Source organism: Roseovarius sp. THAF9, from assembly GCF_009363715.1.
GTDB lineage: Bacteria > Pseudomonadota > Alphaproteobacteria > Rhodobacterales > Rhodobacteraceae > Roseovarius.
In genome coordinates, this window is the sequence record NZ_CP045404.1 from 1,044,978 (window position 1) to 1,061,410 (window position 16,433).

Annotated in this window: 14 protein-coding genes; 8 read left to right on the forward strand and 6 right to left on the reverse strand. The window is 66.7% G+C overall.

The genetic code is table 11. The features are described from left to right. The first annotated feature begins 52 nt into the window (after positions 1 to 52). Together FIU86_RS05135 and FIU86_RS05140 are read left to right on the forward strand one after the other, a co-directional pair. Entirely contained in the window at positions 53 to 1,135 is a 1,083-nt protein-coding gene (locus tag FIU86_RS05135) for a glycine betaine/L-proline ABC transporter ATP-binding protein (protein ID WP_152474088.1), read from the forward strand. Then, a complete protein-coding gene (locus FIU86_RS05140; RefSeq protein WP_152474089.1) occupies positions 1,132 to 3,195 on the forward strand; it encodes an ABC transporter permease subunit in 2,064 nt (687 codons plus the stop codon). The genes FIU86_RS05135 and FIU86_RS05140 overlap by 4 nt, the downstream gene beginning before the upstream one ends. Before the next feature lie 37 nt (positions 3,196 to 3,232). Here FIU86_RS05140 and bchO read toward each other — a convergent pair whose 3' ends face one another. From bchO to crtA, 4 genes are read right to left on the reverse strand one after another with little or no spacing between them, the layout of a single operon-like run. Then, the gene (gene bchO / locus FIU86_RS05145; protein WP_152474090.1) at positions 3,233 to 4,096 is read right to left on the reverse strand and encodes an alpha/beta fold hydrolase BchO; all 864 of its coding nucleotides are present in this window, start codon (positions 4,094 to 4,096) and stop codon (positions 3,233 to 3,235) included. A gap of 5 nt (positions 4,097 to 4,101) precedes the next feature. After that, on the reverse strand, positions 4,102 to 5,772 hold the full coding sequence (locus tag FIU86_RS05150) for a magnesium chelatase subunit D (protein WP_152474091.1): 1,671 nt from the start codon (positions 5,770 to 5,772) through the stop codon (positions 4,102 to 4,104). Further along, on the reverse strand, positions 5,769 to 6,773 hold the full coding sequence (bchI, locus tag FIU86_RS05155) for a magnesium chelatase ATPase subunit I (RefSeq protein WP_152474092.1): 1,005 nt from the start codon (positions 6,771 to 6,773) through the stop codon (positions 5,769 to 5,771). Before bchI ends, FIU86_RS05150 begins: the two co-directional genes overlap by 4 nt. Continuing rightward, positions 6,770 to 7,522, reverse strand: coding sequence for a spheroidene monooxygenase (gene crtA / locus FIU86_RS05160; RefSeq protein WP_152474093.1), 753 nt, complete (start codon positions 7,520 to 7,522; stop codon positions 6,770 to 6,772). Before crtA ends, bchI begins: the two co-directional genes overlap by 4 nt. A gap of 100 nt (positions 7,523 to 7,622) precedes the next feature. Here crtA and FIU86_RS05165 point away from each other — a divergent pair, with 100 nt between their 5' ends. From FIU86_RS05165 to FIU86_RS05180, 4 genes are read left to right on the forward strand one after another with little or no spacing between them, the layout of a single operon-like run. Continuing rightward, the gene (locus FIU86_RS05165; RefSeq protein ID WP_152474094.1) at positions 7,623 to 9,176 is read left to right on the forward strand and encodes a phytoene desaturase; all 1,554 of its coding nucleotides are present in this window, start codon (positions 7,623 to 7,625) and stop codon (positions 9,174 to 9,176) included. After that, positions 9,173 to 10,231 carry a 15-cis-phytoene synthase gene (gene crtB, locus FIU86_RS05170; RefSeq protein ID WP_254703947.1) on the forward strand — a complete coding sequence of 353 codons (1,059 nt, stop codon included), beginning with the start codon at positions 9,173 to 9,175 and terminating at the stop codon, positions 10,229 to 10,231. Before FIU86_RS05165 ends, crtB begins: the two co-directional genes overlap by 4 nt. Continuing rightward, positions 10,228 to 10,704, forward strand: a complete 477-nt coding sequence (locus FIU86_RS05175) for a TspO/MBR family protein (protein WP_152474095.1) — start codon at positions 10,228 to 10,230, stop codon at positions 10,702 to 10,704. The genes crtB and FIU86_RS05175 overlap by 4 nt, the downstream gene beginning before the upstream one ends. Positions 10,705 to 10,755: 51 nt before the next feature. After that, entirely contained in the window at positions 10,756 to 11,787 is a 1,032-nt protein-coding gene (locus tag FIU86_RS05180; RefSeq protein WP_152474096.1) for a sodium:calcium antiporter, read from the forward strand. 54 nt (positions 11,788 to 11,841) lie between these two features. Here the strand turns inward: FIU86_RS05180 and crtC are convergent, their stop codons facing one another. Both crtC and crtD read right to left on the reverse strand, forming a co-directional pair. Beyond that, a complete protein-coding gene (gene crtC / locus FIU86_RS05185; protein ID WP_302848767.1) occupies positions 11,842 to 12,720 on the reverse strand; it encodes a carotenoid 1,2-hydratase in 879 nt (292 codons plus the stop codon). Further along, positions 12,717 to 14,264, reverse strand: coding sequence for a 1-hydroxycarotenoid 3,4-desaturase CrtD (gene crtD / locus FIU86_RS05190; RefSeq protein ID WP_152474097.1), 1,548 nt, complete (start codon positions 14,262 to 14,264; stop codon positions 12,717 to 12,719). Before crtD ends, crtC begins: the two co-directional genes overlap by 4 nt. Before the next feature lie 97 nt (positions 14,265 to 14,361). On the opposite strand from crtD, the gene FIU86_RS05195 reads away from it, so the two are divergent. Next, on the forward strand, positions 14,362 to 15,231 hold the full coding sequence (locus tag FIU86_RS05195) for a polyprenyl synthetase family protein (protein WP_152474098.1): 870 nt from the start codon (positions 14,362 to 14,364) through the stop codon (positions 15,229 to 15,231). 27 nt (positions 15,232 to 15,258) lie between these two features. Then, entirely contained in the window at positions 15,259 to 16,368 is a 1,110-nt protein-coding gene (locus tag FIU86_RS05200) for an acetylserotonin O-methyltransferase (RefSeq protein ID WP_254703948.1), read from the forward strand. Positions 16,369 to 16,433: the final 65 nt, after the last annotated feature.

The following is a 16,433-nucleotide window of genomic DNA, read 5'->3' on the forward strand; positions in this document are numbered from 1 at the left end:
GGCCGGGGGTTCTGACGCCCGGCCTTTTCGTATCAGCGGGGACAGGAGCAGTATGAGCGACACGCATGAGAGCGATGGCGCCGGGACAGAACAGCCGAGGCTGTCCTGTCGTCACATCTGGAAGGTCTATGGCAAGAAACCGGAGCAGTATTTTCCGGGCGGCCAGCCGGCCGACGAGACACCCGCGCTGGCCGAGCGCATCCGCGAGGACGGGGCCATTCCGGCGGCTGCCGATGTCAGCTTTGATGTCGCGGTGGGCGAGATTTTCGTGATCATGGGGCTTTCGGGCTCGGGCAAGTCGACGGTGGTGCGCTGCCTGTCGCGGCTGGTGGAGCCGACGCATGGCGAGATCCTGCTGGGTGGCGAGGATCTGCGCGCGAAATCCGACAAGGAGATGATCGAGGTACGCCGCCACCAGATTGGCATGGTGTTTCAGAATTTCGGCCTGATGCCGCACCTGAGCGTGTGGGAGAACATCGCCTTTCCGCTGAGCCTGCAGGGCGCGGCGCAGGACCATACCCGCGAGCGGGTGGGCAAGGTGATCGAGCTGGTGGGGCTGGAAGGGCGCGAGAAAAGCTATCCGCACCAGTTGTCGGGCGGGCAGCAGCAGCGGGTGGGCATCGCCCGGTCGCTGGCGGTGGACCCGGACCTTTGGTTGCTGGACGAGCCGTTTTCGGCGCTCGATCCGCTGATCCGGCGGCAGATGCAGGACGAGTTCCTGCGCATCCAGAATGATCTGCACAAGTCGATCGTGTTCATCACGCATGATTTCCTGGAGGCGCTGCGCGTGGCGGACCGGATGATGATCATGCGCGGTGGGCGCGTGGTGCAGACCGGCACGCCGGCGCAGTTGATCACCAATCCGGCGGATGACTACGTGGCCGAGTTCACCAATGACGTGCCGATGGTGCGCGTGCTGCGCGCGCACGAGGTGACGGACCCCGATGCCGGCCCCGCCGAAGGGCGCGAGCAGGTGGCGGGCGACGTGTCGGTCGAGGCGCTGCTGCCGATGCTGTCGGCCAATCCCGAGGGGCTGGCGGTGGAGCAGGGCGGCACGGTAACGGGCGTGGTCACAGCGCAAAGCGTGGTGAAGGCGCTGGCGAGGCTGTCCGAGCAGGAGGACGCGCCTTTATGAACGCCGCCAGGATGCATTGGGCATGGTTCGCGCTGATCGGCCTCACGCTGGTGACGCTGGGCTTTCGCGACCGGCTGGGATGGCTGATGGAGTTTCCCGAGGCGTGGGAATGGCCGATGACCGAGTGGCTGAACACCGGCATGGATTGGGTGGTGGAGACCGCTGGCCCGGCGTTTCGCGCGTTCTCGGACCTGATGGATTATCCGATGTCCTGGGTGCGGGAGTTGTTGCGCTGGATGCCCTGGGCTCTGACCGTGGGCTTGCTGGTGATAGCCTCCTTCGCGGTGTCGGGCTGGAAGCTGGCCGTGTTCACGTTTCTGGCGATGTTCTACATGGTCGTCATCGGCTACTGGCACGAGTCGATGAATTCGCTGGCGCTGGTGATGGTGTCGGTGCCACTGGCGGTGGCAATCGGGTTCTGCGTGGGAACCTGGGCGTTCTATTCCGACCGGGCCGAGCGGATCATCACGCCCACGATGGACACGTTACAGACGATCCCGGTGTTTGCCTATCTCTTGCCGATCCTGCTGCTGTTCGGTTTCGGACCGGTGGTTGGGCTGATCGCCTCGGTGCTTTACGCGGTGCCGCCGATGGTGCGGAACACCACGCTGGGGCTGGCCCGCGTCGATGAGGAGGTAATCGAAGCAGGCATGATGGCGGGGGCTACGGCGGGCCAGATGTTCTGGCGCGTGCGGGTGCCGAGCGCGCTGCGGCAGATCCTGCTGGGGGTGAACCAGACGATGATGGCCGCGTTCTCGATGATCATCATCGCGTCCATTATTGGCGGCACGTCCGATATCGGCTGGGAGGTGCTGACCCATATCCGCAAGGCGAACGTGGCCGAGGCGATACTGGCGGGCGTGGTGATCGCGCTGATGGCGATGGTGATGGACCGGATTACGGCGCGGGCCGCGATGGGGCGGTCGCCGGACGGAGGCGAAAACGAGAGTTTCGTCGCCCGCTATCGCTATTGGATCGTGGCGGCAGTGTTCACGGTTCTGATTCTGGGATTGGCGCGGGTGTTCCCGTTTTTGCAGGAGTATCCGCGGGCGTGGGAGGTCTATCCGGCGGATGCGATGAACGACGCGTTCAACTGGCTGCTGGTCGAATACGCGGGCGCGATCAAGGCGATCAAGACGACGGCGCTGTTCTACCTGATGTTGCCGGTCAAGATGGGGCTCGATGAGACGATCAGTCCGTTTTCCTGGGGCTTCGAGTTTAACACGCCGATGAAGATCGGCTACGCCGTGGCGATGACGGGGCTGGTCGGTTGGTTGCTGATGCGGCGCCGGGTGCAGGCGGCCATCGGTTTCGCGCTGCTGGCGATCCTGCTCTATTTCGGGATCACGGGTCTGCCGTGGCTGTCCATTGCGGGCGTGATGGTGCTGTTGGCGTGGCAGGCGGGCGGGCGGCGGCTGGCGATTGGCACGGGCGTGGGGCTGGCATTCCTGATGCTGGCGGGGGTCTGGCCCGAGGCGACGATTTCGTTCTACCTGTGCGGGCTGGCGGTGGCGCTGTCGTTTCTGATCGGTACGACGCTGGGGGTGATCGCGTCCGAGAACGATGCGGTATCGGCCTTTCTGCGCCCGATCAGCGACACGTTGCAGACGATGCCGCTTTTCGTGATCCTGATACCCTTCGTGATGTTTTTCAAGCTGGGGGATTTTACGGCGCTGCTGGCGATCATGGCCTATGCCATCGTGCCCGCGATCCGCTATGCCGAGCACGGGCTGCGCGGGGTCAGTCAGGAGGTGATCGAGGCGGCCAAGGCGTGCGGGTCGACCCGGTTGCAGATGCTGTGGCGGGTGCGGTTGCCGCTGGCGCTGCCGCAGCTGCTGCTGGGCCTGAACCAGACGATCATGTTCGGGGTGGCGATGCTGGTGATCACGGCGTTGGTGGGGACGAGCGATTTGGGCCAGGAGATCTACATTGGTCTCAATAACGGGGATTTCGGCGTGGGGATGATTGCCGGGATCGGGATGGCGACGCTTGCGATGATCGCGGACCGGATGACGCGGGGGTACAGCCGGAAAGGGCGCGCGGCGCTCGGGCAGGGGTGAGGCTAAAAGCTTTGAGAAAGCTTTTCGCAAATCTTTTCTAAAAAGATTTGCCCTGGAGCCAGTCCAGCATGATGTCGCAAAGGCGGTCGGGATCTTCCTCGTGGGCGAGGTGGCCCACGCCATCCAGCCGAATGCGCTCGGCATCGGGCAGGATAGCGGCGGCGCGGTCCGAGACCTCGGGCGACACGGCCGTGTCGCGGTCGCCGGTGATCAGCAGCACATTATTCTCGATCTCGGGCAGGCGGTCGAGCAACGCGTCGGTGCTCCAACGGGACATCATCTGCAACGTGCCGTCCACATGGGCGCGGTCGGCGAGGAGGCGGCTGTAATACGCAAGGCCTTCTTCGGAGAGCGTGGAGCCGGTGGCGCGGATGACGTTGCGGGCGCGGCCCGGGCGAGCGCCGCCCGCCGAGAAGGCGATGGCGGTGAGCGGGTTCAGCGCGAGGAGCTTGGCCAGCATCGGGAAAAGCCAGCCCGCCATGCCTTCGAACCGGTCGAGCGCGGCGTTGAGCCCGATGACGGCTGGGGTGCCGGGCAGGCGGGAAGCAAGGTCGAGCGCCACGGCGGCGCCGGCGGAATGGCCGACGAGGGCCTGCGGCTGCCAGCCTTCAGACGTGCAGAGGGCAGCGATATCCTCGGCGGTGTTGGCGAGGCCGAGGCGGGAAACGCTGCCGGCGCGGGTGTAGCCGTGACCTGGCAGGTCGAGGGCCAAGACGTGGTGATCTTGTGACAGGCGGGCGATGAGGTCGCGCCATGTATGGGTGCTGGCGCCAGCGCCGTGCAGCAGGAGGAGCGTGGGGCCACTGCCCCATTCCTGCACATGCCAGTCGTGCGGGCGATGGCGGACGCGCCGTGAGGCAGAGGCGTGGGGCCAGTCGGGCAGGTCGCGGGCCCAGTCCATGCGCGTTATGCCTCGAGCGCCGAGGTGACGGCGGTGCTGATCCCGTTGGCATCGGCGCGGGGCAGGGCGAGGTAGCGCGCGCCGAGAGCGGCAGCGATGGCGCGGGCCGTGTCGGTGGGGCGGTTGGAGGTGTCGACCAGCACGCCCGAGAGGCCCTGCGCGCGTAGGCTGGCGGCGATGCGGGTGGCGTCTTCGCTCGCGGTGGCGCGGTCGGGCTCGCCGCTGAGCGGGATGTTGGCACGGCCGTCGGTCAGCAGGACCAGCAAAGGCGTGAGGCCGCGGCCGCGAGCCAGCTGGGCAAGGTCGCCCGCGGCCATCAAGCCGGAGGCGAGAGGCGTGCCGCCGCCGCCAGGCAGCGAGGCGAGGCGGCGCTTGGCCTGCACCAGCGAGCGCGTGGGTGGTAGGAGCGTTTCCGTGTCGTTGCCGCGAAAGGCCAGAAGGGCGACTTGATCGCGGCGGGCATAGGCTTGGGCCAGCATGAGTTCCACCGCGCCTTTCGCTTCGGCCAGTCGGGCGACGGCGGCGGAGCCGGAGGCGTCGACGGTGAAGATGAGTAGGCGGTCGGAGCGGTCCTCGAACCGCTTGATGCGGATGTCCGAGGGCAGGATGATCAGCGCGCGGTCGGCGTTGCGCCCGGTGCGGCGGAGGGTCTGCCAAGGGGCGGCGGCGCGCAGGGTCGCGATAGGGTCGATCCGGGCTTGCGCCGAGGGACGCCCCGGGCGCGAGGGCAAGGGGCGGCCCCGGCGATTGCCGCGGCGACGGTCGCCGGCGCCGCTGCCCGTGGCATTGGCAGGGCGGGTCGACTTGGCTGCCAGCCGGTCAAGGATGTCGGGCGGCAGGAGCGCGGCGATGGCGGAAACGAGGATGTCGTCGGTCAGGTCGGTGAGGGATTGGTCGCCGGCCTCGTCTGCCTTGTCGGATTGGCCTGGTTCGGGGGCGTCGGGCGGGGTTTCGTCCTCGGCCTCGACGGGCATCATTGTTGCGCGGGAGGGATAGACCAGTTCGGCGGCTTCCTGAATGCGATCTTCGGTGACGCTCATCTCACCGTCGAGCGCGGTGAGGGCGCGGGCGGCGCGCAGGGCGAGGCTCGGCGCGCGCAGGCTGTGGATGCCGAAGCGGGCGGCGAGGGTGACGAGCATGAGCAATGCGTCTTGAGGTGTTTGCACGCGGGGCAGGCGTTTGCGGGCGGCATCGAGATCGGCGGCGGCCGGCAGGCGGACGGGGGTGGCGGGCTCGGTCGGCTCGATGTGGAAGGCGAGGCGGTCGAGCAGGGCTTGCGGCGCGCCTTCGTCCGCGCTGGCGGCCTCGTCGAGCAGGATGACGGCGTGGCCGCGATCCGAATCAAGCAGTTGGGCGAGGCGGGCGGCGAGGCCGGAGGGCGTGCGCTCGGCCATGGTGAGGGTGAGCATGGAGGGCTGATCGGCGAGGCCTGCATCGCGTACCGGGCGGCCCTTGGCCAGCGAGGCGGCGATGTTGAGGCCGCCGAAAAGCTGGTCGTCGGTGATGGCGGGGTGGATGCGGTGCTGGGGGCCGGGAAGTTTGCGCAGGGCGGTCTCGAAGGCCTGACGGGCAGGGCCCATGCGGGCGCGGAACGTCAGGCCCTTGAGGCCGCCCGGGTCCACGGCCAGAGCCGCGAGGGCGCGCTGGGTGCGGTCCGTGTCGGCCCCGTCTGTCATCCGAAGGTTTCGGCGACAGTGCGGGTGACGCGGGTGGTGGAGCCAGCCTCGTCCAGTGGGTCGCGGCGCAGGCGGTGGCTGAGTGCCAGCGGCGCGACGGCAGCGAGATGGTCGCGGGAGATGGCCTTGTCGCCTTCATAGGCGGCGAGGGCGCGGGCGGCGCGCAGCAGGGTCAGCTCGCCGCGCAGGCCGTCGGCGCCGAGGGCCACGGCGAGGGCGGCGCAGTCGCGCAGGATGGTGTCGGTCGCTTCGAGTTTGCGAAGTGCGGCGCGTCCGGCGAGAATGGCGTCGCGAATTTTCGCATCCTCGGGCTGCCATTTGGCAACGAAGCCTTCGCGGTCCATGTCGAAAGCGTCGCGGCGGCGGACGACCTCGATCCGTTCGTCGATATCGGTGGGTGACCTGACCTCGACCGAGAGGCCGAAGCGGTCGAGAAGCTGCGGGCGCAGCTCGCCTTCCTCGGGATTGCCGGAGCCCACGAGGACAAAGCGGGCGGGGTGGCGGATGGAGAGGCCCTCGCGTTCCACGGCGTTGACGCCGGACTGGGCGACATCGAGCAAGAGATCGACGATGTGATCCTCCAGCAGGTTGACCTCGTCGATATAGAGATAGCCTCGGTTGGCGCGGGCCAGAAGGCCCGGCTCGAAGGCCTTTTCGCCCTTGGTGAGGGCACGTTCGATGTCTAGCGCGCCGGTCACGCGGTCCTCGGTGACGCCCAAGGGCAGGTCCACGACGGGGGTGGGGCGCTCGACCAGATCAGTGTCGGGCACGGTGGCCCAATCGGGGCACTCCTCGGGACGCTCGGAATTGACTGGGCAGCCTTTGACGGCGGTGATGGGTGGCAGCAGAGCGGCCAGCGCGCGGACGGCGGTGGACTTGCCGGTGCCGCGATCGCCAAAGACCAGAACGCCGCCCAAGCCGGGGTCGATGGCTGTCAGGACCAGCGCCTGTTTCATGGTGTCCTGTCCGACGATGGCGGAGAACGGAAAGGCGAGGCTCATGCGCCGACCCCCAGGTGTTGAAGTGGTTTGGCGCCCTGCCACGTGCCGCGTTCGGCGACGATGTCGAAGCGGGCATAGAGTTCTTCGCGGAACCAGTTGCCGTCACGCACGGCCTTGATGGCGCGGGCGTGCGGACCGTCGTGGCGGGCGAAGGCGGCCATGCCCGCGGTGTCGGGCCAGACCGAGAAGGTGACCTGGTGCAGGAGCGGTACCTCGCCGATGCCGATCTTGAAGGCGACGTTGGGATCGGCGCCGATGACCGTGCTGATGTCGGGCACGCGCCGCCAGAACTTGAGCGCCACAAGTGGCTTGATCGTGGCGCGGGTGAGGGCGGCGACGGGGCCGGTGCCGGTGGCGTCGGCGGGATCGAAAGGGGCCACGCCAGACCATGCGCCCCGCGCCGAGGTGGTTTGCATGTAAAGCGTGTAGCATTCAATGGCGCGGCGGGCGTAACGGCGGAATATCGGGGCCTCGGCGGTCTGGCGCTGCGCTGTGGCGAGATCGGGCCAGGTGGCGAGAATGGCATAGACGCCGGTGTTGGGTTTCGGCGTGAACCCCTCGCCGGTGCCCGAGCCGCACAGCTTCCAGAAGCCGATGCCGGGCACGCGGGCCAGCGCGGGACGGGCGAGGCCCATCATGGTGAAGGCCCAGAGCCTTGAGAGGCCCGGTGCGAAACGGAAAAAGCTGAGGCTGACGATTTGGATGACCCTGTCCCCCTTCGGCCAATGCGTGCGTGTCGGCAGTCCCATTCATGCCAATCGCGACGTCCGGTTGTCCAGCGCGTTCCGGTCCATAAAAGAACTTCACTCCGCGATTGTCAACTTAACTTGACACATGTAGGCTGGGTATATGTTGACACGTCTGGACCCCGCACTTCGTGAACAGGCCGAGAAGGCCATGCGGCCCCATGCGGTGGTGATCGGCGCAGGGCTGGGCGGTCTGGCCTCGGCCATGCGGCTGGGCGCGAAGGGCTATCGCGTGACGGTGCTGGACCGGCTGGACGGCCCCGGCGGACGCGGTTCGAGTATCTGGCGGGATGGACATCGTTTCGATCTTGGGCCGACCATCGTGACGGTGCCGCAGGTGTTCGAGGAGTTGTGGGCAGCCTGCGGGCGGCGGTTTCGCGACGACGTGGATCTGCGCCCGCTCGACCCATTTTACGAGATCCGCTGGCCCGATAGTAGCCGTTTTACGGCGCGGCAGGATACCGACGCGATGCGGGCCGAGGTGGCGCGGCTGAGCCCCGGAGACGCAAAAGGCTATGAACGGTTCCTGAGGGACAGCGAGCGGCGCTATGTGTTCGGGTTCGAGGATCTGGGGCGGCGGTCGATGCACCGATTCCCGGATCTGGTGAAGGTCTTGCCGACCTTCGGGATGCTGCGGGCGGATCGGTCGGTCTATGCCCATGCGGCGAAGCGGTTCAAGGACGAACGGCTGCGCATGGCGTTCTCGTTCCATCCGCTGTTCATCGGGGGCGATCCGTTCAATGTGACGTCGATGTATATCCTTGTCAGTCACCTGGAAAAGGAATTTGGCGTGCATTACGCCATGGGTGGCGTCGATGCCATTGCTCGGGCGATGAGCGATGTGGTGGCCGATCAGGGCGGGCTGGTGCGTCAGGGTTCGGACGTGGACGAGATCGTTGTGCGCGGCGGGCGTGCGGCGGGTGTCCGGTTGACCGGCGGCGAAGTGCTGGAGGCTGACGTGGTCGTGTCCAACGCCGATGCGGGGCATACCTATGACCATCTCATGCGCAATGTGAAAAAGCGGCGCTGGACCGCGCCCAAGCTGAAGCGGTCGCGGTGGTCGATGGGATTGTTCGTCTGGTATTTCGGAACGAAGGGCACGCGCGGCAAATGGGCCGATGTGGGGCACCATACGATCGTGAATGGGCCGCGCTACCAGGGGCTGGTGAAGGACATATTCATCAACGGCAAGCTGTCCGAGGACATGAGCCTTTACGTGCATCGGCCCACGGTGACGGACCCGAGCGCCGCGCCGGAGGGAAATGACACGTTCTATGCGCTGAGCCCGGTGCCGCATCTGGGATTCGACGACCCGGTAGATTGGGGCGAGGTGGCAGAGACCTATCGGCGGAAGGTGCAGGCCGTGCTGGAAGAGCAATTGCTGCCGGGGCTGGGAGAGCACTTGACCGCGTCGGAAGTGTTCACGCCCGAGACGTTCCGGGACAGGTACCTGAGCCCGCACGGATCGGGCTTTTCGCTGGAGCCGCGGATTTTGCAGAGCGCTTACTTTCGGCCACATAACGTGAGCGAGGAAGTGGCAGGGCTTTACCTTGTCGGGGCGGGCACGCATCCCGGTGCGGGACTGCCGGGCGTGGTGTCGAGCGCCGAGGTACTGGGCAAGCTGGTGCCGGATGCCGACGAGGTGCGGGTGAGATGAAACTGACGCGAATGGAAGCCGCCGACATGGCGCATTGCCGCGAGGCGATCCGGGACGGGTCGCGGTCGTTCCATGCGGCCTCGAAACTATTGCCGCGGCGGGTACGTGACCCGGCGCTGGCGCTTTACGCGTTCTGCCGGCTGGCGGACGATTCGGTCGACCTGCACTCCGAGAAGGCCGAGGCGGTGGCGCGGCTGCACGAGCGATTGGACCTGGCCTATCGCGGGGTGCCGCGGAATGCGCCCGCGGACCGGGCCTTTGCCGCCATGGTGGGCCGGTTCGACATGCCGCGCGAATTGCCTGAGGCGCTGTTGGAGGGCCTCGCGTGGGACGCGGAGGGCCGGCGGTATGACAGCCTGTCGGAGCTGCGGGCCTATTCGGCGCGCGTGGCCTCGGCGGTGGGCGCGATGATGTGCGTGTTGATGGAGATGCGCGAGGCCGACGGGCTGGCGCGGGCCTGCGACCTGGGCGTGGCGATGCAGCTGACCAATATTGCCCGCGATGTGGGCGAGGATGCCCGCGAGGGGCGGCTTTATCTGCCGCGCGACTGGATGGAAGACGAAGGTTTGGACGAGGCGGCGTTCCTGACCAACCCGCAGATGTCGCCGGCCCTGCACCGTGTGATCGCGCGGCTGTTGCGCGAGGCCGAGGGGCTTTATGCCCGGTCCGAGGCGGGGGTGGCGACGCTGCCCGTGAGTGCGCGGCCGGGGATTTTCGCGGCGCGGTATATCTATGCCGGGATCGGGCGGCAGTTGCGGCGGCTGGGGCATGATTCCATCGCGCATCGGGCGCGAACCACAGGCGCGCAGAAGCTGGGTTGGCTGATGCTGGCGAGCTTGCGGGCGGGGGCCACGATGATGATGCCACGCTCGGCCGTGCTGCATGCGCGGCCTTTGCCAGAAGTGGCCTATCTGGTGGAGGCGGCGGCGGAGCGAAAGGCGCCGGGGCGCGACTGGAGCGAGGCGCTGTGTTCGACCATGGCGACGCTGAAAGCGCGGGACCGGGACGATCCGGCCTTGCCGGTTTCGGGGAGGCACGCTAGATCGAGATCATGATCTGGCTTTGCTTTGTCATTTTTCTTGCGGCCTGCTTTGCGGCGGGGGCGACCGGGGCGCTGTTCCCGCCGGGCAAGTGGTACGAGGACCTCAACAAGCCGACATGGACCCCGCCGAACTGGCTGTTTCCGGTGGCGTGGACGACGCTCTACCTGCTGATGGCGGGGGCGGGCGCACGGGTCGCGGTCAGCCCCGACAACGCCGTGGCGATGGCGCTGTGGGCGTTGCAGATCGCGCTGAACGGGCTGTGGACGCCGGTGTTTTTCGGGCTGCGCCGGATCCGGCTGGGGCTGGTCGTGCTGGTGGGCCTGTGGATCGCGGTGTTCAGCGGGATGATCGCGCTGTGGCAGGTGGACTGGCTGGCCGGGCTGATGTTCGCGCCTTACCTCGCGTGGGTCAGCGTCGCGGGCGCGCTCAACCTTTCGGTCATGCGGCTCAACCCCGAGGTGGTACGGGCCGAAGCGCGGCGCTGAGTTTTGTCGACAGGCATGGAACCCGGCGAATGGCTGCGCGGTTGATGCCTTATGCTCTCTGACCTTTCCCTGACAGCCAACCTGATCGTTTTCGCAGGTGCCGCGCTTGTTATCCTGATCGCAGGCACGAAAATGACCGGGATGGCGGACCGGATCGCGGACCGGACCGGGTTGGGCGAAGCCGTAACCGGGGGGCTCTTGCTGGGTGCCGCGACATCGTTGTCGGGCACTGTGGTTTCCATAACATCGGCACTGGATGGCCGCGCGAGCCTGGCGTTTTCCAACGGGGTTGGCGGGATCGCGGCGCAGACGGCGTTTTTGGCGCTGGCGGACCTGATCTATCGCCGCGCGAACCTGGAACATGCGGCGGCGGATGTGGCGAACCTGTTTCAAAGCACATTGCTGATGTTGATGATGGTGGTGCCGCTGGCGGCTTTCGTCATGCCGGAGATGGCGTTCTGGTCGGTGCATCCGGCCTCGGTCGTGCTGGTGGGGATCTATCTTTTCGGCGCCTACGCGAGTGTCGGTGTCCGGCAAAGCCCGATGTGGCGGGCCGTGGATACGCAGGAAACGCGCGACGACCAGCCTGAAGACGAGGAAGACGCCCAGAAAAGCGTGACCGCGTTGTTGGTGCCATTCCTGGGGCTGATGCTGCTGCTGGGGCTGGCGGGCTACGCGATTGCGCGATCCGCAGGAGCGTTGACCGAACAGTTGGGTCTGTCCTCGGCGTTGGTGGGCGCGTTGATGACGGCGGTGGTGACGTCGATGCCGGAGTTGGTCACGACGCTGGCTGCCGTGCGGCGTGGCGCGTTGCAGCTGGCCGTGGGCGGGATCATCGGGGGCAACACGTTCGATGTGCTGTTCCTGACGCTGTCGGATATCAGCTATCGCGACGGCTCGCTGTATCATGCCATCGGCACGGGCGATCTGTTCTGGGTCGTGGTGGGGCTGGCGATGACCGCCGTGATGCTGATCGGCCTTATCCTGCGTGAGAAGTCGGGTCCGGCCAACATGGGCTGGGAGAGCTTGACGATGTTGGGGATCTACGGCGGGGCCGTGGGGTTCCAGGCATGGAGCGGGTAGCGGAATTTTCGAAAATTCCGTTTCAATCTCTTTGAAAGAAATTGGCGGCAGGCGTCAGTCGCCCGCAAAAGTCCAACCCGCGCGGCGGGGGACACGGACCGCCAGCATGGGCTTCAAAAACGGCGAGCGAAAGCGCTTGAGGTCGAGCGCCTCGTGCACGCCTGTGGTGTGTTCGCCGTCGATCACGCTGCGCACGGCGGCGCGGGCGTAAAAGGGCGCGTCAAGCATGGGTTGCACTTGCGTCGGGGTATAGCCGGGGTCCGCCCGGCCTTCGCGGTAGAGGCCCCATGCTGTGCGTTTCATCCGGGTCTTCGGAGGGGGCGTCACGACCCGGGCGTCGCCCTGATCGTCGAAGCGGATGCCGAGGCCCAGTTCCGAGCCGTCGAGGCGGGTCGCGTCATAGAAACACGTGCTGCCCGTGCCGGTGGGGAAGCGGCCCCAAGTCCAGTAGGTGAAATCCTGCTCCAGGGCTCGCGTGCCGAAATTGGCGTCGAAATAGCCGTGGCCGTCCCATTGCCATCCGGGCGCATCCAGGTCGACGCTGATCTGAGCGGTGGGTGCGAAGGGACGCCAGACATGGGCGCCATCGGGGGTGAGGGGCAACTCCACGCTTGTCATCGCGGAAGGCCTGACGGTGACGCGGCCCCTCACGCGGGAGATCATCGGTGGCGCGCCGATCTCATCGATGTCGATGACGAGTTGGCCATTCTTCCAATGCAGCGAAGAGGGGCCGACGGTGAAGCTGTCCGTTGTCTGGCGCAGGGCGCTGGTGCCGCGGTCGGTCATGGTGAAGCGCCCGCCGGGACCGTAGGTGGCGACGTTGATGCAGACGTGGTTTTCCGGGTTTCGCCGCCCGGACCAGGCGTACCAGGGCGAGAAGACCGAGCCGATGAAGGCGATGATCGAGATGGCGCGGCCTCCGCCGTCATTCAGGCCGTCGACATACCACCATGCATAGCCGTTGGGCGGGACGGCGAGGTTGAAATTGGGTCCGTCAGTATCGCCTCGGCCGCATGCTTGCCGGAGAGGGCTGCCATCGGCACCCCCGCCCCCGGATGCACCCCGCCCCCCGCCAGGTAGAGGCCCTTGACCGGCGTCCGCGCCGTCGGGCGTTGGAACGCCGCCAACGTTCCATGCGGGCTTTGCCCGTAGAGGGATCCTCTGCTCTCGGGAAACAGTTGGTCGAAGCCCGAGGGCGTGGTCAGTGCGTCCTGCCTCGGCAAGGGGTCGAAGCCGAGACCGAAACGGGCCAGCGTTTGGAAGGTGCGTGTCTGACATGCGGTGAACTCCTCTGGGCCGGCGTGGCCTTGCAGGGGTGGGGCGTTGGCGATGATCTCGAACCGTTCAAGCGCGGGCGGCGCGGTGGGAAGGCCGCGATCCATGGCGCAGACATAAAGCGTGGGGTCGGGGATGCGGCGGCCCTGCATCAGCGCATCGAACTCGGGCTTTGGGTCGGCGCGGAAAAAGACGTTGTGATGGGCGAGATCCGGCCCCGATGGCTTGGCGGCGAAGGCCCAGACCTCGGCTGAAAGACTGCGGGCTATTTCGGTGGTTTGTGGCGCCACGCGATCGAGGCCGGGGCCGAGCGCGCCTGTGGTCAGCGCCCTCGGGTCGCCGTTGAAGACAACTGCGTTGGCGATCATGTAGGTGCCGCCCTGCAAAGTGACGCCGATGGCGCGGCCCTTTTCGGTGAAGATACGGTCGACATTGGTGTCGTAGTGGATGGTGGCGCCGGCTTGGGTGATTGCGTCGGCCAGTGCCTGGGCCAGCCGGTTCAGGCCGCCCTCGACCACCCAGACGCCGGATATCTCGGCCTGCCAGATCAGCGCCAGAAGGGCGGGCACGTGGTAGGGCGAGCCGCCGACATAGGTGGCGTAGCGGCCGAAGAGCTGCCTCAGGCGCGGGTCGTCGAAACTGGAGTCCAGCAGCTGCGCAAGCGTCTTGTTCGGGGCCATCTGGCGGATGAGGTGCGGGTGACGCAGGACATGGGAGGTGAGGGCGGCCAGCGTTGGTTCGGGGGATTGCATCACCGGTGCGTCGAATCCCTCTAAAAGGGCGCGGGCGCGGTCGGAGAAGCTGCGCATCTGCCGCCCTGCACGAGCGCCGGCGAAGGCGGCGACAGCGTCGATGTTGCGCGCCGGGTCGTCAAAGAGGTCGAGCGTGCTGCCGTCGGGCCAGAAATGGCGGGCGATCAGGTGCTGACGGTGCAGGGTGACGTGATCGGTCAGGCGCGTGCCAAGGGCGGCGAAGAGATCCTCGAACACCGGGCGCATGGTCAGGACGGTGGGGCCGGTATCCACAGGGCCGGCGTCCGAGGGCAGGGTGCGCATCTTGCCGCCGGGGTGACTGTGGCGTTCCAGAATTGTGACGCGTAGCCCGGCGCCAACGAGGCGCGCGGCAGTGGCCAGCCCGCCAATCCCTGCGCCGATGATTGCGGCGTGAGGCGCGTCTGAGGCCGGGTGGCTCGATTGTGTCATGTCAGGGATTGTTGACTCGAAACCGCAGAGTGTCCAGTGTAGTTTACACAATGAGTGTCGCCATATGGTGACATCTGCCCTGACCAAGGAGCGCCACATGCCCCTCTCGCAGCGAATTGATGCCGCCGTTCTGCGCGCGCTGGATATGACGCAAGGACAGGAGGCGCCGGCGCAACTCAGCGAGGCGCTAGGCTATGCCTGCCTTCCGGGCGGGGCGCGCATTCGACCGACGATCCTGATGTCCGTGGCGATGGCCTGTGGCGACGACCGGCCCGCGCTGAGCGATGCGGCGGCAGCGGCGCTGGAGGTGATCCATTGTGCGTCGCTGGTACATGACGACCTGCCCTGTTTCGACGATGCAGAACTGCGACGCGGCAAGCCGTCTGTGCATAAGGCCTATTCGCAGCCGTTGGCTGTGCTTACGGGTGACAGCCTGATCATACTGGCATTTGATATCCTGGCGCGGGCCGCCGAAGAGGACCCGGTGCGGGGCTTGCGCCTGATACGGGCGCTTGCAACGCGGACTGGCATGCCCGGGGGGATCTGCGCCGGGCAAGGCTGGGAAAGCGAGCGGGAAGTGGACCTTGTGGCCTATCATCGCTCGAAGACGGCAGCACTTTTCATCGCGGCGACGGAGATGGGCGCGATTTCGGCGGGGCATGATGCGGAGCCTTGGGGCGACCTTGGAGCGTTGATCGGCGAGGCCTTCCAGGTGGCGGACGATCTGCGCGATGCCGTGTTGGACGAAAAGACCTTGGGCAAGCCGGTGGGGCAGGACGATCTGCACGGGCGTCCCAACGCGGTTGCGGAATACGGCGTCGAAGGCGCCGTGGCGCGGTTGAAGGATATTCTGGCGGGGGCGATTGCCTCGATCCCGTCCTGCCCGGGCGAGGCGGCGCTGGCCGAGATGGTACGCCTGCAGGCGCAAGCGATCATGCCGAAGATGCCCGCCGGGTACCGGGTGTAATACGGCATGGCGGTGCGGGAGCCTGAAATGCGGCGGCGCGCCGGCATTGCGGGCTGGCTGAACCGACAGGTCGCCAAACCGGGATTTCAGAATTTCGCCAGCGCCTTGCCGTTCGGCAAGCGTATGGCAGGCCGCGATGGCGCGGAGATTTTCGATCTTTTACAGGGGTTCGTGGCCTCCCAAGTGCTGGGCGCGCTGGTCGAGACCGGGATCCTGCGTGCATTGCTGGACGGGCCGCGCAGTGCCGAGTTGTTGGGGTTCCGGCATGACGTGCCGGCCGACAGGATGGAACAGCTGTTGCGGGCAGGTGCTGCGCTGGGGCTGTTGAAGCGGCGGCGCGACGGAGCCTATGCGCTGGCGCGGAAGGGTGCTGCGATCCTGGGTGTGCCGGGGCTGGAGAACATGATCCGGCACAATTCCGCGTTCTATGCCGACATGGCCGATCCCATGGCGCTGCTGCGCGGCGAAGGCGACACGCGTCTGGCGCGGTTCTGGCCTTACGTTTTTGGCGCAGAGGGCGAGGTCGCGCCGGATGTGGCGGACAGGTACTCGACGTTGATGGCAGAAAGCCAGGTGCTGGTCGCCCGTGACACGCTGAAGATGCTGCCCTTGAAGGGCACGCAGACAGTGATGGACGTGGGCGGCGGATCGGGCGTGTTCCTGTCCGAAGTGCTGCGGCGGAACAAGGCTGCGCGGGGAATTCTGTTCGATTTGCCCGAGGTGATGCCGCAGGCCGAGGCCCGGTTGGCACAGCTGGAGCTGCGGGACCGGATCGAGGTGCGCGGCGGCAGTTTCAGGGACGGGGCGTTGCCCGTAGGGGCGGACACGGTCAGCTTGATCCGGGTGCTTTACGATCATGCGGACGACACGGTGTCGGACCTGTTGCGCAAGGCATTCGTGGCCTTGCCGCCAGGCGGACGGCTGATCGTGTCCGAGCCGATGTCGGGTGGCGACGCGCCCGAGCGAGCGGGCGACGTCTATTTTGCATTCTACACGATGGCGATGGGCACCGGGCGCGTGCGGTCGCAGGCGCGGATCGCCGAGATGTGCCGGGCGGCGGGCTTCGAAGATGTTGTGATGCCCAAACCGATCCGCCCGTTCATCACCACCGCGCTGGCCTGCCGCAAGCCCGGCTGAGCCGCACCAAGCGATGATACGCTGGCGATTCGCTGTAAAGTGTAAAGTTTAGTTGACACAAAATG